The following is a 19,350-nucleotide window of genomic DNA, read 5'->3' on the forward strand; positions in this document are numbered from 1 at the left end:
TACAATGATGTATATGCACGGTAATGGACAAGAATACATCAATGCCTAAGGAAAGGGGCAGAGCGTGTGAAGGACCGCCATCCTTATGAAAAATACTATAAAAAACTTGAACCTGCCGTAAAAAGCAAGGCGGAAGAACTGGCCGTCTTTGGCTACGGCGCGATTGAAGCGAGGGATGTCTGGGAATATTTAATCCGGAAAGTGTGGAAAAATCCGGATCCGGCGCATGTCCGTATGTATGCGCTTGTTTCCGACGTTTTATCGGTTAAGCCCGGCGATTTGATGAGTTTTAAAACCGTGGAAGCTTACCGTTCGCCAAACTGGTTTGCAGAGCTGGACGAAAAGGAGCTGGATGCGCTTTTTAACGGGGACAAGACGGAAGAATAAGCGGGCAAATAAGCAAAAACGGCTGCATGCGGAATAATAAGAAAAATTGACACGCTTTTTGCCCTGCATCATAATAGAAATGATTCACGGGCGCATGTATTTTTTGGCATGTGATATGTTTTGATTCGCTAGGAGGCTGTACATAATGGTGAAAAGGAGCCGCATCGTTGCCTTCTTTCTCATTGTCCTGCTGTTTGCGGGATTAATAGGGGGAACGACGGATAAAATTGTCAAAAAAATTAACCTTGGCCTTGATTTACGGGGCGGGTTTGAAGTGCTTTACAAAGTGGAACCGGCCAAAAAAGGGCAGAAGATCGATAAAGCCGCGCTTGCGGATACGGCTGCCGCATTGGACCGGCGGATCAATGCGCTTGGCGTCAGCGAACCGCAGATCTCGGTCGAAGGCAATAACCGGATCCGCGTCCAGCTTGCCGGCGTGAAAGACCAGAACGAAGCGAGAAAGATGCTTTCGACAACTGCCAATCTGACATTCCGTGACGTCAATGACAAAGTGATGATGGACGGGACAGACCTTGTGCAGGGAAAAGCGAAACAGTCATTTGACCAGAACGGCAAACCGGATGTTGTCCTGCAGTTAAAGAGCCGGAAAAAGTTTGCCGACGTCACGAAAAAAATTCTGGCGATGGCACCGAATAACCAGCTTGTCATCTGGATGGACTTTCAAAAGGGCGATTCCTATAAAAAAGAAGTGGCGAAGAAGAATCCAAAATTTTTGTCCAATCCGAGTGTGAATTCTGTTTTAAACACAGACCAGGTTGAAATTACCGGGAACTTTACGGTAAAAGAAGCGTCCAATCTTGCAGACCTTTTGAATGCAGGAGCGCTTCCGGTGAAGCTGCACGAAATCTATTCGACCTCTGTCGGCGCATCTTTCGGACAGGAAGCGCTGCATGACACGATTCTTGCCGGGATTATCGGCGTTGCAGCCATTTTTCTCTTTATGATCGGCTACTACCGTTTTCCTGGTTTTATCGCATGTATTACGCTGTCCGTTTACATTTTCCTGATTTTGCTCATTTACCGTTTAATGGGCGCGGTTCTGACGCTTCCCGGGATTGCTGCGCTTGTTCTCGGGGTCGGGATGGCGGTCGATGCCAATATTATTACCTACGAGCGGATTAAAGAGGAACTGCGCGTCGGAAAAAGCGTGAAATCCGCATTCCGGGCAGGGAACAAGTCATCGTTCGTGGCCATTTTTGATTCCAACTTAACGACGATTCTTGCGGCGGTCATCCTCTTTTATTTCGGGACAAGCTCGATCAGAGGCTTTGCAACAACTTTGATTATCAGTATTCTGCTCAGCTTCCTGACGGCGGTTTACGGCTCGAGATGGCTGCTCGGCCTCTGGGTGAACAGCAATTTCCTGAAAAAGCGGCCGCACTGGTTCGGCGTGAAAAAATCGGCGATCCACAATATTGCTGAAAACATTGATACGCATGATTTGAAAACGAAATTTGACTGGTACGACTTTGTCAAGCACCGCAACATTTTCTTTACGATTTCAGCTGTGCTGATCATTGGCGGGTTTATTCTCCTGTCTATTTTCAAATTGAATCTGAGCATTGATTTTTCGAGCGGGACGCGCATTGAAGTCAGTTCAAATCAAGCACTCAGCCAGCAGGAGATTCAGCGCGACCTTGACCATCTGCATTTGAAATCAGAAGATATTGTGATGCAGGGGACCAACCGGCATCATGCCGTGATCCGGGTGAAAGGCTCGTTCAGCGATAAAGAGAAGAGCACGCAAATCAACCAGTATTTTACAGAAAAATACGGGAAGAGCCCGAGCATCAGCTCCGTTTCGCCGACAGTCGGGAAAGAGTTGGCCTTAAGCGCCGTGTATTCTTTGCTGTTGGCGGCAGTCTGCATCATTATTTACGTGGCCTTCCGGTTTGAATGGAGAATGGGGGTTGCCTCCATCGTCGCACTCTTCCATGACGCCTTTTTCATGATCGCCTTTTTCAGCATCACAAGGCTTGAGGTCGATGTCACATTCATTGCGGCGGTCCTGACGATTGTCGGTTATTCCATCAACGACTCGATTGTCACATTCGACCGGATCCGCGACAATTTAAACCGGCGGCGGAAAATTAAAACCGCGAAGGAAATTCATGATATTGTCAACGCCGGGATCCGCCAGACACTGGCCCGGTCGGTCAATACCGTTTTGACCGTGCTGATGACGTCCGTGGCCCTGGCCATTTTCGGCAGTGAATCGATCCGCAATTTCTCGATCGCGCTGATTGTCGGGTTGATTACCGGAACATACTCGTCTATTTTCATTGCCGCACAAATCTGGTTTGTACTGAAAAAACGGCAGCTGAAAAAACATGGCGCCATCGTCATTCAAAAAGCGCGGCGTACCCGCGCGGATGAACCGCAAGTATAAGAAAAATGCAGGCGAAATGCCTGCATTTTTTGTAATGACAGTTTTCCGCCGAAACGTTATAATAAAGTATTGTGAAAGAGGTGGAGATATGCTGCAGTCAAGAACAAGATGGCGGGTGCCGGAAATGGAACCAAAAGCAGCCGCAACGATCTCGCAACAATTGAACGTTTCGCCACTTGTTTCAAAATTGCTTGTAAACCGCGGCATAACGGATGTTGAAGAAGCGCGGTCTTTTTTATTCCATGAAGGGCTAGCGTATTATGATCCGTTTTTGCTGCATGATATGGAAAAAGCAGCGGCCCGCATCCGCGAAGCGATTAAAAAAGAAGAACCGGTTCTCGTCTTCGGCGATTACGATGCGGACGGCGTAACGAGTACTGCCATCATGATGGCCGCTTTAAACGATCTTGGCGCCCATGCTGAATTTTATATCCCGGACCGGTTTAAAGAAGGGTATGGGCCAAATGAAGCGGCTTTCCGCCGGGCGGCTGAAGAGGGTTTTCAGCTAATCATTACCGTTGATACCGGTATTGCCGCTGTCCACGAAGCGGAAGTGGCCCGCGAACTCGGGATCACGCTCATTATTACGGACCATCACGAACCTGGGCCGGTATTGCCGGAAGCCTTTGCCATCGTCCATCCGAAGCATCCGGAAAGTACATACCCGTTCCGGGAACTGTCGGGCGCAGGCGTCGCTTTTAAAGTCGCCCATGCGCTGTACGGCAAAGTGCCGGAACAGCTTGAAGATTTGGCCGCTATCGGGACGGTCGCGGATCTTGTGCCGCTTCTGGACGAAAACCGGCTGATTGCCATAAACGGCATCAAACGGTTGAGAACGACAAAGCGGGCGGGGCTTGTGGCGCTGTGCCGGTGTGCGGATATCCGCCAGGAAGAGATCAATGAAGAAACCATCGGCTTTGTGCTCGCCCCCCGCTTAAATGCAGCCGGGCGCCTGCAGCATGCGGCACCGGCAGCGGAACTGCTAATGACCGAAGACACAGAAGAAGCCGGGATGCTCGCTGAAACGATTGACGGGCTCAATAAAGAACGGCAAAAAATCGTAAACGACATGACAAATGAAGCAATCGAACTGGTGGAAGAAGAAGTGGAAAAGGGGGCGCGTGTCCTTGTTGTCGGGAAAGAAGGCTGGAATGCCGGCGTAATCGGCATTGCCGCCTCGCGCCTTACAGAACGCTTTTACCGGCCTGCGATTGTGCTCAGCTTTGACCCGGAAACAGGGCTGGCAAAAGGATCGGCGCGCAGCATTGACGGCTTCCATATGTTTAACGAATTATCGAAATGCAGGGATATTTTGCCGCATTTTGGCGGGCATCCGATGGCGGCGGGGATGACGCTTTCTTTATCCGATGTGGAGGAACTGCGGCGCCGGCTGAACGAACAGGCCGCGGCATTGCCGGACGAGATGTTTGTGCCGGTTACGAACATCAGCGCTGAAATTTCCATAGAAGAAGCGGGGATGGAAGCGATCCGCGAAATGGCATTGCTCTCGCCGTTTGGCACGGCGAATCCGAAGCCGCTTCTGTTGCTGGACGGGGCCGAATGCCCGCAAATCCGGGCGATCGGCGCAGACGGGAAACATTTGAAATTGACGCTTTCTAAAAACGGCACAACGCTCGATGGGATCGGCTTCGGGCTCGGGCATCTTGCCCCGCATATTTCCCCTTCTGCCTGCATATCGGTTGTCGGGGAGCTGTCCATCAACGAATGGAACAATATCCGTAAGCCGCAAATGATGGTGAAGGATATCAAAATCACAAACTGGCAATTGTTTGATTTCAGGGGCAACAGGCCTTTAAAGCAATGGGCACGGTACGTCCCGGAAGAAGACCAGGCTTTTGTTGTCTTCCAAAAAGAAACATTGCGGAACCTGCCGCTGCCGGATTTTTCCGTCCGCCTTGTGTCGGTTGCGACAATGGAAGAGGCAAGGGCATTTGATCCTTCAAATAAAAACATTGTGTTTCTGGATCTTCCGAAAGGCCCGCGGATGATGGCGGCACTGCTTGAGGGCGGTTCGCCGGCCAGGATTTATGCGTATTTTTACCATGCCGGGAACCACTTTTTCAGCACGTTCCCGACACGCGAACATTTTAAATGGTTTTACGCTTTTCTTGCAAAAAGGAAAACGTTCAACCTAAAGCAGCACGGGGATGAGCTGGCGGCTTATCGCGGCTGGTCGAGAAATACCATCGATTTTATTTCGCAGGTGTTTTTTGAACTTGATTTTGTTACAATAAAGGATGGATTTATTTCCCTGAAAGCAGCCAAACAAAAACGCGATTTAAAGGAATCTCTTACGTATCAAAAAAAACTGGCACAATATCAAATGGAAAAGGACCTGCTGTACTCATCTTTCCAGGAGCTGAAGATGTGGTTTGACCAAATGATCAAGCCTGCTGTACAGTATGAGGAGGAAACAGCAAAATGGATTTAAAACAATATATTGCACTCGTCCCGGACTGGCCTAAAAAAGGCGTGATGTTTAAGGATGTGACGCCTTTGATGAATAACGGGGATGCGTTTAAATATGCGACGGACCAGATCGTCCAGTATGCGAAAGACAAACAGATTGATCTCGTGGTCGGCCCTGAGGCGCGCGGCTTTATTATCGGCTGCCCGGTCGCATACGAACTTGGCGTCGGCTTTGCCCCGGTCCGCAAAGAAGGCAAACTGCCGCGGGAAACGATCCGTGCGGAATATGATCTCGAATACGGAAAAGCGGTGCTCACGATCCATAAAGATGCGATCAGGCCGGGCCAGCGCGTTTTGGTTACGGACGATCTTTTGGCAACAGGCGGCACGATGGAAGCAACCGTCCGGCTCGTTGAAGAACTGGGCGGGGTTGTAGCCGGCCTTGCTTTTTTAATTGAATTGAATTATTTGCACGGCCGCGATAAACTGAAGGGCTATGATATCCTCACCCTGATGGAATACGAGAATGAATAAATTGTAAGGAAATCGGCAAAATTGTCGGTTTCTTTATTTATCCTTCATCCGGATGAAATGACGGGCCGGTTTTGTCCGTACTGGGAAAAACCGGCTGTTTTCGCCAAATTTCTTCCATTCTGTGTCATTTACTTTACAATCTTCTTTTTTTTCATGATAATAATGTCAATATGATATTGCAATCATCAATTCATATATTCCAGTTTAAAGGTGATTTTTTTATGGCGAATGACCGAATAATGACCGCCGAGGACGTCATTGACAGGACAAAACAATATTTAAACGACGAACATGTTGAAATGGTGCGGCATGCCTGTGCGTTCGCCAGTAAAGCGCATGAAGGCCAGAAGCGCAAATCGGGGGAGCCGTATATCATTCACCCGATTCAGGTTGCCGGGATACTGGCGGATTTGGAGATGGATCCTTCAACGGTTGCAGCAGGTTTTCTGCATGACGTTGTGGAAGATACAGATGTGACACTTGACGAGCTTCGTGAAGAATTTAACGATGAAGTGGCGATGCTTGTTGACGGGGTGACGAAACTCGGGAAAATTAAGTATAAATCGCATGAAGAGCAGCAGGCGGAAAACCACCGGAAAATGTTTGTCGCGATGGCGCAGGATATCCGCGTCATTTTGATCAAACTCGCGGACCGGCTGCACAATATGCGTACATTGAAACATCTTCCCCCCGAAAAGCAGCGGCGGATCGCGAATGAAACGCTCGAAATTTTTGCGCCGCTCGCCCACCGCCTCGGCATTTCCGCCATCAAATGGGAGCTTGAGGACACCTCGCTCCGTTATTTAAATCCCCAGCAATATTACCGGATTGTGAATTTGATGAAGCGGAAGCGCGCCGAGCGTGAACAGTACCTGCAAAATGTCATTGAAGAAGTGAAGGAACGGCTTGCGGATATCCATATCAAATCGGAAATTTCTGGCAGACCGAAGCATATTTACTCGATTTACCGGAAAATGGTCCAGCAGCATAAGCAATTTAACGAAATTTATGACTTGCTTGCCGTAAGGATTATTGTCAAAAGCATCAAAGACTGCTATGCCGTGCTCGGTGTCATCCATACATGCTGGAAACCGATGCCGGGCCGGTTTAAAGACTATATTGCGATGCCAAAGCCGAACATGTACCAGTCGCTCCATACGACGGTGATCGGGCCAAAAGGCGAACCGCTTGAAGTGCAGATCCGGACGTTTGAAATGCACCGCATTGCCGAATACGGGGTTGCTGCACACTGGGCATATAAAGAAGGCAAAACGGTCAATGAGAAAACGTCTTTTGAGAAAAAATTGTCATGGTTCCGCGAAATTCTCGAATTTCAAAATGACACCAATAATGCGGAAGAATTCATGGAATCACTGAAAATCGACCTGTTTTCCGATATGGTGTTTGTCTTTACGCCAAAGGGGGACGTCATTGAACTGCCGTCCGGGTCCGTCCCGATTGATTTTGCCTACCGGATCCACTCGGAAATCGGCAACAAGACAATCGGCGCGAAAGTCAACGGCAAAATGGTGACGCTCGATTACCAGTTAAAAACTGGCGATATTGTCGAAATTCTCACTTCAAAACACTCATACGGGCCGAGCCTCGACTGGGTGAACCTTGCCCAGACATCTCAGGCGAAAAACAAAATCCGCCAGTTTTTCAAACGCCAGCGGAAAGAAGAAAATATTGAAAAAGGCCGCGAAATGGTGGAAAAAGAAATCCGGGCGATGGAATTCGGCGTAAAAGAAGTGATGACCGCCGACAATATCAAACGAGTTGCCGAAAAATTTAATTTTGCCAATGAAGACGACATGTACGCTGCTGTCGGGTACAACGGGATTACCGCAAGCCAAATCGCCAACCGGCTGACAGAAAAATGGCGGAAGCAGCGGGACTCCGAAGAAGCGATTAAGGAGATTGTCTCCGAGCAGAAACCGGCCGCAAAGCACCGGAAAAAGGATGCAGGCGTAACCGTGAAGGGCGTCGACAATTTGCTGATCCGCCTTTCGAAATGTTGCAATCCAGTGCCGGGTGATGAAATTGTCGGTTTTATCACAAAAGGCAGAGGCGTTTCCGTCCACCGCGCTGACTGTCCAAACGTGCAGAACGAAGAGGCGCAAAGCCGGCTCATTCCGGTCGAATGGGAGACGGATGCGGCCGACCGGAAAGAGTATAATGTCGACATTGAGATTACCGGATACGACCGCCGCGGCCTGCTCAATGAAGTTCTGCAGGTGGTCAATGAAACGAAAACGAATATTTCGGCCGTCAGCGGGCGCAGTGACCGCAACAAAATGGCCACGATTATCATGTCAATTTCCATTCAGAACATTAGCCATTTGCACCGAGTCGTGGAAAGAATTAAACATATTCCGGATATTTATTCAGTCAGAAGGATCATGAGTTAAAGGAGTCAGAAAAATGCGGGTTGTTTTGCAGCGCAGTAAGGAAGCGTGCGTCACTGTTGGCGGGGAAGTGGCAGGAAGCATTACAAAAGGCTTTGTCCTCCTCGTCGGCGTAACGCACGAAGATACCGAAAAAGATGTAGTCTATCTCGCCGAAAAAATCGTCCATCTCCGTGTGTTTGAAGATGAACAGGGAAAAATGAATTTGTCGCTTTTGGATACCGGAGGGGAAATCTTGTCGGTTTCCCAGTTTACTTTGTACGGCGATTGCCGGAAAGGGCGGCGCCCGAATTTTATGGCGGCGGCAAAGCCCGGACAGGCAGAACAGCTTTACCATCTGTTTAATCAGAAGCTGGAAGAAAAGGGTGTCCATGTCGAAACCGGCAGATTCGGGGAGATGATGGATGTCCGGCTGACAAATGACGGGCCGGTTACGCTCATTTTGGAAAGCAAATAAACAGCCAAAACCCCGAAAAAACCGGGGTTTTTTCTTTTCACAAAATAAAAACGTTTCCAAAAAAGTTTTAGTGTAATATAGTTGACAATTGTACTTTGGATATGCAAAGATAGATAGCGTTAATAATTCGGATGCGAATTATTTCGTAAAGAATCATTTAAGGGTTAAAGGAAGGGGGATACATGGAGAACGGTTCATATGAATTGTTAAAATCGCTTTTCAGGCTGAATAAAGCCATTTTACGTTTGGCCGAAAAAGAGGCGGAACAGCATGGCTTGACCGCGATGCAAATGTTTGCGCTAAAAGCCATCGCGCTTCATCCCAATATGCGATTAAATGAGCTGGCGGAAAGCCTCTATTTAACGAACAGCACAGTCAGCGGCATTGTTGACCGGCTTGTCCAGCAGGAATTTGTCAACAGGGTATCATCCAAGGATGACCGGAGAGCCGTTGTCCTCTGTCTGACCGAAAAGGGGAAAAGCAGGCTCAAAGCGTTTATGGGCGGCAATACAGTACTGAAACAAAAAATGTACCTGATTACAGAACGTTACGGAGCGGAGTTGGAAAATCTGTTAAGGCTCCACAACGAAATGCTGGAAATTTTAACATCTGAGGAGGAGTAAACTTTTTATGAGCGCAAGACGGATGATTTTGATCAATATTATTATTCTTGTTATTCTCGTTGGCGGCGGTTTTACCGGATATTATTTTTACAACCGCTCGGTCAGCTATGTCACAACCGATAACGCCTATATTGACGGCCAGTCGGTCACCATCGCTTCTCCTGCAACCGGCAAACTCGTTTCATGGGACGGTAAGGAAGGCAAGGCATTTACCAAAGGGGATAAAGTCGGTACCGTTGAAGTACAAAACGGCGCCAATACGGTGAAAATGGATATTAAAGCGCCGGCAGACGGCACGATCGTGAAAAATTCCGCGGTTGCGAATACGTATGTGGCAGCCGGTACAACACTTGCACAAAGCTATGATTTGGACGACTTGTATGTCACTGCTGAAGTAAAAGAAACAGATCTTAATGACGTGAAAACCGGCCAGGACGTTGACGTGTACGTGGATGCCTATCCGAACACCAAACTGACAGGAACCGTCGATTCAATCGGAAAAGCGGCTGCCAGCACGTTCTCCCTTATGCCGACAGACAGAAGCTCAGGCAATTATACGAAAGAAACACAGGTCATTCCTGTTAAAGTCAAACTTGACAGCTATGGCGGGCTGGACCTGGTTCCGGGCATGAACGTGACTGTGCGCATTCATAAGTAGGTGAATCCGATGGGAAAATTTATCGCAGGTTATGTTCTTTTATCGATCATTGTCCTTCTTATCCTGAATCTCATATTAAGGAACAGGGGAAGGAAGAAAAAGATGGAAAGCCCGCTTCTTGACAAGCGGGCGCCGGAAATGGAAACAATGCCTGCGCCGCCTGAAAAAGCGGAAACGCAGGTGCCGGCAAAAACAGATGAAGGATTGGCGGCAGAGCCTGAAAAAATGGAAACGCGCCGCGCTCGTACGGACGACGAAAAACGCCCGGCAGAAGCACCCGGGCGAGCTGCTGTTCCCCCGGAAGTGGAGGAAGAACACGGCAGGGGGAAAATTGTTTTTGCGATGATGCTCGGGGCATTTGTGGCGATTTTGAACCAAACGCTTTTGAATGTCGCCATTCCGCATATTATGAACGACTTGAATGTGACGGCGAATACGGTGCAATGGCTGTCAACCGGATATATGCTTGTAAACGGGATTCTTGTTCCGGTTACGGCATTTATGATCAGTAAATGGGGCACGCGGAAAATGCTGATTACAGCCGTTTCCCTCTTTACGGCCGGATCGGTTTTGTGTGCCATTTCGACAAACTTCTCGATTCTGATGCTCGGGCGCATTGTCCAGGCTTCCGGTGCCGGGATCATCATGCCGTTGATGATGACGGTGTTCTTAACCATCTTCCCGCCTGAAAAACGCGGCAGCGCGATGGGGATGATGGGGGTTGCCATGATTTTCGCCCCTGCGATCGGCCCGACATTGTCAGGGTGGCTGGTCGGCCATTACGACTGGCATATTCTGTTCTGGATTGTCATTCCGTTCGGCGTGATTGATATTTTTGTCACTTTGGCATGGATGAAAGATGTCATGAAAACGACAAACCCGAAAATCGATATTCCGGGTATTATCTTCTCCACGCTCGGTTTCGGCTTTTTGCTGTACGGATTCAGTGAAGCCGGGAATGACGGCTGGAGCAGCAAACAGGTTGTCATTTCCCTGATCATTGCCGTTATCTCGCTTGTTTTGTTCGTATGGCGGGAATTAACGACGGAAAAACCGATGCTTGATTTGCGTGTATTCAAATATGATATCTTTGCTTTAACGACGATTGTCAGCATGGTGGTGAATATGGCGATGTTTGCCGGGATGATTTTGCTGCCGATTTATTTGCAAAACATCCGCGGGTTTACTGCGCTTGATTCCGGTTTGCTGATGCTGCCGGGGGCGATCGTCATGGGGATTATGTCGCCGATATCCGGCTGGCTGTTTGACAAGTTGGGGGCAAGACCGCTCGCTGTCTTCGGCTTGATTATCACCGTCTGGACAACTTACGAATTTACGAAGCTGTCGATGACGACCTCCTACGGCCACTTGTTATTCTTGTATGTTTTGCGCAGCTTCGGGATGTCTTTCATTATGATGACGATCATGACCGAAGGGATGAACCAGCTGCCGATTCATATGACCAGCCACGGGACGGCTGCGGCCAACACCGCCCGTACGGTTGCCGGAAGTCTCGGAACGGCATTTCTCGTAACCGTCATGTCCACCCGTGCCGATTTCCATACGGCAAACTACGTCAATGCCTTTGCAAATATCAACCCGTATGTGTCTGCTAAAATCGCGGCCATCGGGCAGGGCCTGGCCCATGCTTCCGGGCTGCCTTCTCAGTACGGGCAAGTGCTCGGCTCCTCTATTGTGTATCAAAAATCGGTTGTGAATGCGACGATCAGCGGCATAAACGATGCCTTTTTCGTCGCGACCGGGATCGCAGCGTTTGCGTTAATTTTGTCGTTCTTTATCAAACGCGCAATGCCGCAGCCAAATATTAAGAAATAAAAAAATGCCGGGGATGCCCCGGCATTTTTTTACTGAAAATAAGCTTTTAACCCGTTATAAATGCCGGCCACTGCCTTCGTTTGAAAAGACTTCTCCACGATATGCTTTTCTTCAGCCGGACTGCTCAAATAACCGAGTTCAAGCAAAATGGCAGGCTGGGTATTTTCACGGATAACATGGAAATCCCCGAATTTTACGCCCCTGTCAACGGTGCCGAGCCGGCTTGTGATCTGGTTATTGACAAGCCTTGCGAAATCATAGTCCTGCGCATGATAATAATACGTCGTATGCCCGCGCGTATGGGAATCTTCAGCGCTGTCAAAATGAATGCTGACAAAAGCATCGGCATGATTTGTATTGCTGATGGCGGTTCTTTCCGACAAAGATACGTACGTATCGCTGTTCCGGGTTAAAATGACCCGGGCGCCCGCTTTTTTCAGCTTTTCGTACAGGGCATTCGCCGTTTTCAGCGTTACCAATTTTTCGAGCGTGCCGTAAGCGCCGGTTGTGCCATTATCCGTTCCGCCGTGACCGGGGTCAAGCACAATCGTCTTTCCCTTGATTCCTTTTTTTACAGCCGTATCACTTTTTTGGGCGGCTTTTGCCGAAATATAGGCTGAAGTGCCGCTTTCCAGCCTGATTTTATACCAGCCGTCCATTTCTGAAACGACGGGAAAACGGTCTCCGGCCTTGGCGGTTCCCACCGTGTCCGAGCCGGATTGTGGCCTTTTGTAAAGGTTTGTGCCGGAATGGAGGGTCACTTCTGCTTCACTGCTGCGCTTTGCCTGGCTTTCGCGCGTCACATAGAAGCCTGCGACCCATCCGTGCGTGCCGTCTTCCAGTTCAACTTCATACCAGCCGTGGTCGGTTCCGGTAATTTCAAGTCTCGTCCCGTACGTTACTGTCGCTACCGTTCCGCTTTGAAGCGAAGGAGACCGGCGGATATTTAGGCTTGTGGCGGCAACAATTGCGGCGCTTACGTTGTTTTCCGCCATTTTCCCGGCGTTTTTGTTTTTTTCCGTCTGTACATACTGGCTGTCTGCCCAGCCTGAAACATTGCCGCTTTCAATATAAACCCAGCCGCCTTCTGCCCTGGTAACCGTGACTACGGCATTTTTTTCAAGCGTGCCAACGATTGCGGCAGACTGGTCCGGCGCTTTTCTGATGCGCAGGCGGTCAGCGGTGATTTTTCCTTGTTTTCCTTGTTTTGATTGTTTTGCGGAAGGGGTGCCTGTTTCCACAAGCCAGCCCGCAATCCAGCCTGTATTTCCTTGCGGGAGGCGGATTTGAAACCAATCCCCGTCCTTTTGAAGAACCGTGTACGTGTCGTTTTCGGCTGCTTTGCCTGCGATCGGGTAGGACACCCCGGGCCCGCTGCGGATGTAGACAGCCGCATGCGTCACCGTTACCGTCCCGGCCTCTTCCGCCCCCGCATGGATCACGCCGGGTGCAATCAGAAAAAAGAGCACCAGGAAAAACAGCCGGAAAAAAAGTTTTTTCACATCTCCACCCCTCATCCCTGTCCGGAAAATTGTCCACTATTTGTTATTCGCGCTCCGTAAAAAAACTCCTTTTTGCGGGTAAGAAAAAATAAAAAAGGGAAAAATAGAAATGATGGAACGAGAAGGAGTGAACGGCATTGAGAGCAGCGGATAAAAATAGGACAGCCGGTAATGCATTTAATCAAATTTACGGCGTTAATTTCCAGGATCCGGGAAGTGCCGGGCAGGAAGCGTTCAACGCTGAATCAGCGATTGAAACTGGTCTTTCAAAAGGGGACCTGAAACTTTTGAAAAAGAAACTGGGGCGCTCATAATGAAAGACCCGATCCGCGGAAAACGAACTTTTTCAGGCGCTGAACGCAGATCGGGGAAAAACTTTGCCGGCAGCCTTGACAACAGCCGGTGCCACGCGTAACATAATAAAAATAGATGGTAAAATTGGCAAAACCGATGACAAAGAAGAGTAATTAAGATCCGTGTGAAAAGAGAGGAAATGTCCCGGGCTGAAAACATTTCTGCACAACGGCTTAATGAACGAACACTTTGTAGGTTCTGTCCTGAACGGAAATCCAGTAGGGACGGGCGTTACAGGCGTTAACTGTAAAAGTGGAAGCAGACGCTTCAATTAGGGTGGCACCACGGGAATTCAACTCTCGTCCCTTGTTTATAAGACAAGGGACCGGGGGTTTTTTATTTTACATAAACATTGATTGAGAAGGAGGATACTCGTCTTCATATCAACATTTTTAGGCATGCAGGATGAAAATGAAAACCCATCATTTTTCAGCAATAGAAGGAGGAGTACGCCATGACCGTTCAAATTCCGCGCGGCACGCAGGACATCCTGCCCGGCGAGGTGGAAAAATGGAATTATATTGAGAACACTGCAAAAAAAATATGTGAAAACTATCAGTACCGGGAAATCCGGACACCGATTTTCGAATATACCGAGCTTTTCCAAAAAGGGGTCGGGGACACGACGGATATTGTCCAAAAAGAAATGTACACATTCAATGACAGGGGTGGGCGCAGCCTGACACTGCGGCCGGAGGGGACAGCGCCTGTCGTCCGTTCCTTTATCGGGCATAAAATGTTCGGAAACGCGGTTCAGCCGGTCAAACTGTATTATAATGGCCCGATGTTCCGCTATGAACGGCCGCAAGCAGGGCGCTTCCGTCAGTTTGTCCAGTTCGGCGTTGAAGCGCTTGGAAGCGAAGACCCGGCCATCGATGCCGAGATCATTTCGCTCGCAATGGACATTTACAAACAGCTTGGTTTAAAAAATGTCAAACTTGTGATCAACAGCCTCGGCGATAAAGAAAGCCGGCTCAGGCACCGGGAAGCGCTTATTAGTCATTTCAAACCGCATATCGGGGAGTTTTGCGCGGACTGCCAAAAACGCCTTGAACAAAATCCGCTGCGTATTCTCGACTGCAAAAAAGACCATGATCATCCGCTTATGAAAACAGCGCCATCCATTTTGGATTATTTAAATGATGCATCAAAAGCCTATTTTGATAAAGTTTTACAGTTTCTCGGCACGCTCGGCATCCCATATGAAATCGACCCCGGGCTTGTGCGCGGCCTTGATTACTATGTGCATACGTGCTTTGAAATTATGAGCAATGCGGAAGGATTCGGCGCAATCACCACCCTTTGCGGCGGTGGGCGTTACAATGGCCTCGTTCAGGAAATGGGCGGGCCGGAAACGCCGGGGATCGGGTTTGCCTTAAGCATTGAACGGCTGCTTGCCGCACTGGACGCGGAAGGCATCGAACTTCCTGTCGGCCACAGGACGGACTGCTATGTGGTCGCGATCGGTGAGGAGACGAAACCGGCTGCTTTTAAATTGCTCCAGGCATTAAGAAGTGCCGGGTTCTCAGCTGACCAGGATTATTTGGGGCGCAAAGTGAAAGCACAGTTTAAAGCGGCGGACCGGGTGAAAGCCGCATTTGTTGCGGTCATCGGCGAAGAGGAGCTGCGGGCCGGGAAAGCAAGCGTCAGAAATATGGCGACAGGCGAACAAAAAGAACTGCCGCTTGAAGGATTTATTACAGCTTTTAAAGATATGGCAAACAGGGGGGAAGCATGATGGAAGGACGTTCTTACTATTGCGGTGATGTGACGGAACAACAGATTGGCGAAAAAGTGGTACTGAAAGGATGGGTGCAGAGAAGGCGCGACTTGGGCGGCCTCATTTTTATCGATTTGCGCGACCGCGCCGGCATTGTCCAAGTTGTATTTAATACGGCGGTCTCTGAAGAAGCTTTTAAACTTGCGGAAAAAGTCCGGAACGAGTATGTGCTCGAAGTAGAGGGGAAAGTCATCGCCCGTTCCGAAAATACGGTAAATCCGAACTTAAAAACGGGCAAAATTGAAATTCAGGCTGACCGCCTTGCGATCATCAACAACGCAAAAACCCCGCCGTTTATGATTGAAAACGAGACGGATGTAGCGGAAGACGTGCGCCTGAAATACCGTTACCTCGACTTGCGGCGCCCGGTCATGTTTGAAACGATGAAAATGCGCCATGCGATTACAAAATCGATTAGAGGCTTTCTCGATGAAGAAGGGTTTATCGATGTTGAAACCCCGGTTTTGACAAAAAGCACCCCGGAAGGCGCCCGCGATTATCTCGTGCCGAGCCGGGTGCACCCTGGCGAATTTTACGCCTTGCCGCAGTCGCCGCAATTGTTTAAGCAGCTTTTGATGATATCCGGTTTTGACCGCTATTACCAGATTGCCCGCTGTTTCCGTGATGAAGACTTGCGTGCAGACAGGCAGCCGGAATTTACGCAAATTGATATTGAAACGAGTTTCATGAGCCAGGAAGACATTTTGACCATGACAGAAAAAATGATCAAACGGCTGATGAAAGAAGTGAAAAACATCGATATTGAAACGCCGCTGCCAAGGCTGACCTACGAGGAAGCCATGAACCGGTACGGATCGGATAAACCGGACACCCGCTTCGGCATGGAACTGGTGGACGTCTCCGAAATCGTCCAAAACGCCGGTTTTAAAGTGTTCGCGTCTGCCGTTACCTCGGGCGGGCAAGTAAAAGCGATCAATGCAAAAGGGGCGGCAAGCAAATATTCAAGAAAAGACATCGACGCGCTCGGCGAATTTGCCGCACGTTACGGCGCGAAAGGCCTTGCCTGGCTAAAAGCGGAAAACGAAGGGTTAAAGGGCCCGATCGCAAAATTTTTTACAGAAGCGGAACAATCGCAATTAGCGGCCGCTACAAATGCAGAAACGGGCGATTTGCTGCTGTTTGTAGCGGATAAAAAATCAGTCGTTGCCGATGCGCTCGGGGCGCTAAGAAACAAGCTCGGCAAAGAACTCGGCCTGATTGACGAGTCAAAATTCAACTTCCTGTGGGTAACGGACTGGCCGCTTTTGGAATATGACGAAGAAGCAGGGCGTTATACGGCAGCACACCATCCGTTCACGATGCCGTTTGAAGAAGATATTGAGAAGCTGGAAACCGACCCGGCAAGCGTAAAGGCGCAGGCCTATGATATTGTATTGAACGGGTATGAACTCGGCGGCGGATCGCTCCGGATTTATAAACGGGATGTCCAGGAAAAAATGTTTAAGGCGCTCGGCTTTTCAAAAGAGCAGGCACAGTCCCAGTTCGGCTTTTTGCTTGATGCGTTTGATTACGGCACGCCGCCGCACGGGGGCATCGCACTCGGCCTTGACCGGATTGTCATGCTCCTTGCCGGCCGCAGCAACTTGCGCGACACGATTGCATTTCCGAAGACAGCCAGCGCCAGCTGCCTGCTGACGAATGCACCGGGTGCGGTCAGCGAAGCGCAGCTGGATGAGCTGCAATTGAAATTAAAAGCAAAAAAATGAGATCGAAACCCGGAAAAGGGGCGGCATAAAATTTTTCCAGCCGCTTCGCGAAGAAACGCGTCCGCTGCCGCTATCCCGTAAGAACGGGAAAAATGCGGACCGCCTGCGAGCCTTTTTTCGTTTGAAAACGGGTGAAAAAAATGCTATGATATAAACAAGTTGAATGAGTCCTGGGGTGTTCGTATATGTTCCTATCGTTTTGACCGAACACTTCATTATCGGGGGCCCGGAGTCACCAGACGGCGTGCATGCCCTTTGCGGGGACGCATAAAGCCTGGTGCAGGGCACCCACCTGCTCGAGAGCGGGATCAAAACAGAGGATTGCAAGAACGGCACGTCCGGGGCTCATTCTACTCCTTTCCCTCTTTAGAAAAAGAGGGTTTTTATTTTTGGAAAAGAAGGAATTTTTGTGTGTTTTTCGTTTTTTGATCGCGCAAACCGTTTCCTTGGCAAAATGATGCCGGTTTTTATCCCGGGAAGCTTGATCATCGGGATGGTGCTCGGGCACCGGCTGACAGGCCTTTTATTTTTAGTACCGTGGCTGTTTGCTTTTATGACTTTTACGGGGAGCATCGGCTCAACCTTTAAGCAGCTTGGGGCGGTTGTCCGCCATCCGTTCCCGGTTTTGCTTGCTTTAGGGGTGCTGCATCTATTCATGCCCTTGTTTGCGTACGGAACGGGGCATTTACTCTTTCCCGGGCACCCGCTGACAACAACCGGGTTTTTGCTTTCGGCCGCCATTCCGACAGGTGTGACAAGCTTTGTATGGGTCATGATGCAAAAAGGGAATATCCCGCTTGTTTTAACGGTCATTTTGATAGATACCCTGCTTTCGCCGGTTGTTGTGCCGCTTACTTTGCTCTTGTTTGTCGGTAAGAATGTACATATTGAGGTTTGGCCGCTCATGCAAGATCTTTTTACGATGATCGTCATCCCGTCTTTGCTCGGCATCCTGTTCAGCCAGTTTACACAGCTCGAAACCCAGCGGAAGGCTGCTTCAGTGCTTTCTCCGTTTTCCAAAATCGGCATGTTTCTTGTCGTCATGATCAACGGCGGGGTCGTATCGCCGTACCTCAGGGGAATGGATGCCCATGTGCTGTTTATTATCCTGACTGTGCTGTTCATTTCGGCTTGCGGCTATTTATTAAGCTGGCTGATCGGCGCTTTGTTCCATCTTGACCGCGGCATGATCGTGACCTTAACATACAGCGGCGGCATGCGCAATATCAGTGCCGGATCTGTCATCGCAGTCACCTTTTTCCCGGCCCAGGTTGTGCTGCCGGTCATCTCCGGCATGCTTTTTCAGCAGGTGCTGGCCTCTTTTTTCGGAACATTGCTTTCAAGCGTATACAGGGATAAAAAAACGGAAAAGCCGGCGGCAAGCAGCTGAACATAAAGGTTTGCTTTCCGGGCCGTTTTTGGATAATCTAGGAAAGAAATGAGTATGTTTGGAGATGAGAAAATTGCTGCATCAGTTTTCACGGAATGAATTGGCAATCGGGCAGGAAGGGCTGCAAAAGCTGAAAAACAGCACCGTTGCTATTCTCGGTGTCGGCGGCGTGGGTTCGTTTGCGGTTGAAGCTTTGGCTCGGTCGGCAATCGGAAGGTTAATCCTTGTTGACAAAGATGATGTTGACATTACAAATATTAACCGCCAGATTCCGGCGCTGCTTTCCACCGTTGGGCAGGCGAAAGCCGATTTGATGAAAAAACGGATTGCCGATATCAATCCGGATTGTGACGTGATTTCTTTAAAAATGTTCTATACGGAAGAAACGGCTGAACAGTTTTTCTCTTATAAGCCGGACTATGTGGTGGATGCAAGTGATACGATTATTTACAAAGTGCATGTAATGAAAGAATGCCTGAAACGGAAGATCAAAATGATATCCAGCATGGGGGCGGCCAATAAAATGGACCCGACACGCCTCCGCATCGCAGACATTTCCGAAACGCACACCGATCCGATTGCCCGCGTTGTGCGCCTGAAGCTGCGCAAAGAAGGCATCAAAAAAGGCATTCCGGTCGTGTTTTCCGACGAAAGCCCGATCGTCATCCGCGAAGAGGTCCGCAAAGTGGTCGGTAATGATGAAGCCGAAACCCGCAAAGCGCAAATGCCACCATCATCCAATGCGTTTGTTCCGTCCACTGCAGGGCTGTTTATGGCAAGTTTCGTTGTCCGCGACATTTTGAAAGACATCCCGGTAAAAAGGGTAAAAGATGAACATTGAAAAAAAGAAAGCA

Annotated in this window: 15 protein-coding genes, 1 other RNA gene and 1 other annotated feature; of the genes, 15 read left to right on the plus strand and 1 reads right to left on the minus strand. The window is 49.3% G+C overall.

Annotated elements, in window-relative coordinates:
• The first annotated feature begins 66 nt into the window (after positions 1-66).
• From P9687_RS10780 to P9687_RS10820, 9 genes are all read left to right on the plus strand, one after another.
• On the plus strand, positions 67-387 hold the full coding sequence (locus P9687_RS10780; protein WP_017551048.1) for a post-transcriptional regulator: 321 nt from the start codon (positions 67-69) through the stop codon (positions 385-387).
• A gap of 145 nt (positions 388-532) precedes the next feature.
• A complete protein-coding gene (gene secDF, locus P9687_RS10785; protein ID WP_035188234.1) occupies positions 533-2,797 on the plus strand; it encodes a protein translocase subunit SecDF in 2,265 nt (754 codons plus the stop codon).
• 88 nt (positions 2,798-2,885) lie between these two features.
• Complete coding sequence (gene recJ / locus P9687_RS10790) at positions 2,886-5,249, plus strand: single-stranded-DNA-specific exonuclease RecJ (RefSeq protein WP_035188232.1); 2,364 nt, start codon at positions 2,886-2,888, stop codon at positions 5,247-5,249.
• Positions 5,240-5,761, plus strand: coding sequence for an adenine phosphoribosyltransferase (locus P9687_RS10795; protein WP_014097892.1), 522 nt, complete (start codon positions 5,240-5,242; stop codon positions 5,759-5,761). Before recJ ends, P9687_RS10795 begins: the two co-directional genes overlap by 10 nt.
• 221 nt (positions 5,762-5,982) lie before the next feature.
• Positions 5,983-8,172, plus strand: a complete 2,190-nt coding sequence (locus tag P9687_RS10800; protein ID WP_046720701.1) for a RelA/SpoT family protein — start codon at positions 5,983-5,985, stop codon at positions 8,170-8,172.
• A 13-nt stretch (positions 8,173-8,185) separates the two neighbouring features.
• Complete coding sequence (gene dtd, locus P9687_RS10805; RefSeq protein WP_035188226.1) at positions 8,186-8,626, plus strand: D-aminoacyl-tRNA deacylase; 441 nt, start codon at positions 8,186-8,188, stop codon at positions 8,624-8,626.
• 182 nt (positions 8,627-8,808) lie between these two features.
• Positions 8,809-9,249, plus strand: a complete 441-nt coding sequence (locus P9687_RS10810; protein WP_035188223.1) for a MarR family winged helix-turn-helix transcriptional regulator — start codon at positions 8,809-8,811, stop codon at positions 9,247-9,249.
• Positions 9,250-9,256: 7 nt separating this feature from the next.
• Positions 9,257-9,907: an efflux RND transporter periplasmic adaptor subunit gene (locus tag P9687_RS10815; RefSeq protein WP_014097896.1), complete on the plus strand. Its 651-nt coding sequence runs from the start codon at positions 9,257-9,259 to the stop codon at positions 9,905-9,907.
• A 9-nt stretch (positions 9,908-9,916) separates the two neighbouring features.
• Positions 9,917-11,743 carry a DHA2 family efflux MFS transporter permease subunit gene (locus P9687_RS10820; RefSeq protein ID WP_035188220.1) on the plus strand — a complete coding sequence of 609 codons (1,827 nt, stop codon included), beginning with the start codon at positions 9,917-9,919 and terminating at the stop codon, positions 11,741-11,743.
• A gap of 29 nt (positions 11,744-11,772) precedes the next feature.
• On the opposite strand, the gene P9687_RS10825 is transcribed toward P9687_RS10820, so the two are convergent.
• Positions 11,773-13,245: an N-acetylmuramoyl-L-alanine amidase gene (locus P9687_RS10825; protein WP_061565553.1), complete on the minus strand. Its 1,473-nt coding sequence runs from the start codon at positions 13,243-13,245 to the stop codon at positions 11,773-11,775.
• Between the two features lie 137 nt (positions 13,246-13,382).
• Here P9687_RS10825 and P9687_RS10830 point away from each other — a divergent pair, with 137 nt between their 5' ends.
• The 6 genes from P9687_RS10830 to P9687_RS10855 all read left to right on the plus strand — a co-directional run bounded on the left by P9687_RS10830 (position 13,383) and on the right by P9687_RS10855 (position 19,337).
• Positions 13,383-13,559, plus strand: coding sequence for a hypothetical protein (locus P9687_RS10830; RefSeq protein ID WP_168986061.1), 177 nt, complete (start codon positions 13,383-13,385; stop codon positions 13,557-13,559).
• 127 nt (positions 13,560-13,686) lie between these two features.
• Positions 13,687-13,909 (plus strand) — a binding site (T-box leader).
• Between the two features lie 144 nt (positions 13,910-14,053).
• Complete coding sequence (gene hisS / locus P9687_RS10835; protein ID WP_061565554.1) at positions 14,054-15,337, plus strand: histidine--tRNA ligase; 1,284 nt, start codon at positions 14,054-14,056, stop codon at positions 15,335-15,337.
• Positions 15,334-17,106 carry an aspartate--tRNA ligase gene (gene aspS / locus P9687_RS10840; protein ID WP_081106217.1) on the plus strand — a complete coding sequence of 591 codons (1,773 nt, stop codon included), beginning with the start codon at positions 15,334-15,336 and terminating at the stop codon, positions 17,104-17,106. Before hisS ends, aspS begins: the two co-directional genes overlap by 4 nt.
• 164 nt (positions 17,107-17,270) lie before the next feature.
• Positions 17,271-17,455, plus strand: a non-coding RNA gene (gene ssrS / locus P9687_RS10845) — 6S RNA.
• A 105-nt stretch (positions 17,456-17,560) separates the two neighbouring features.
• Positions 17,561-18,496, plus strand: coding sequence for a bile acid:sodium symporter family protein (locus P9687_RS10850; protein WP_043052560.1), 936 nt, complete (start codon positions 17,561-17,563; stop codon positions 18,494-18,496).
• Positions 18,497-18,569: 73 nt separating this feature from the next.
• Entirely contained in the window at positions 18,570-19,337 is a 768-nt protein-coding gene (locus tag P9687_RS10855; RefSeq protein ID WP_061577089.1) for a tRNA threonylcarbamoyladenosine dehydratase, read from the plus strand.
• The last annotated feature ends 13 nt before the right edge of the window (positions 19,338-19,350 follow it).

The sequence above is a fragment of the Weizmannia sp. CD-2023 genome, from assembly GCF_036225245.1.
Lineage (GTDB): Bacteria > Bacillota > Bacilli > Bacillales > Bacillaceae_C > Weizmannia > Weizmannia faecalis.

Excerpts from the sequence above, each read along its gene's own strand:
- secDF (WP_035188234.1), top strand. The coding sequence starts at position 533 with ATGGTGAAAAGGAGCCGCATCGTTGCCTTCTTTCTCATTGTCCTGCTG.
- recJ (WP_035188232.1), top strand. The coding sequence starts at position 2,886 with ATGCTGCAGTCAAGAACAAGATGGCGGGTGCCGGAAATGGAACCAAAA.
- P9687_RS10795 (WP_014097892.1), top strand. The coding sequence starts at position 5,240 with ATGGATTTAAAACAATATATTGCACTCGTCCCGGACTGGCCTAAAAAA.
- P9687_RS10800 (WP_046720701.1), top strand. The coding sequence starts at position 5,983 with ATGGCGAATGACCGAATAATGACCGCCGAGGACGTCATTGACAGGACA.
- dtd (WP_035188226.1), top strand. The coding sequence starts at position 8,186 with ATGCGGGTTGTTTTGCAGCGCAGTAAGGAAGCGTGCGTCACTGTTGGC.
- P9687_RS10810 (WP_035188223.1), top strand. The coding sequence starts at position 8,809 with ATGGAGAACGGTTCATATGAATTGTTAAAATCGCTTTTCAGGCTGAAT.
- P9687_RS10815 (WP_014097896.1), top strand. The coding sequence starts at position 9,257 with ATGAGCGCAAGACGGATGATTTTGATCAATATTATTATTCTTGTTATT.
- P9687_RS10820 (WP_035188220.1), top strand. The coding sequence starts at position 9,917 with ATGGGAAAATTTATCGCAGGTTATGTTCTTTTATCGATCATTGTCCTT.
- hisS (WP_061565554.1), top strand. The coding sequence starts at position 14,054 with ATGACCGTTCAAATTCCGCGCGGCACGCAGGACATCCTGCCCGGCGAG.
- aspS (WP_081106217.1), top strand. The coding sequence starts at position 15,334 with ATGATGGAAGGACGTTCTTACTATTGCGGTGATGTGACGGAACAACAG.
- P9687_RS10850 (WP_043052560.1), top strand. The coding sequence starts at position 17,561 with ATGATGCCGGTTTTTATCCCGGGAAGCTTGATCATCGGGATGGTGCTC.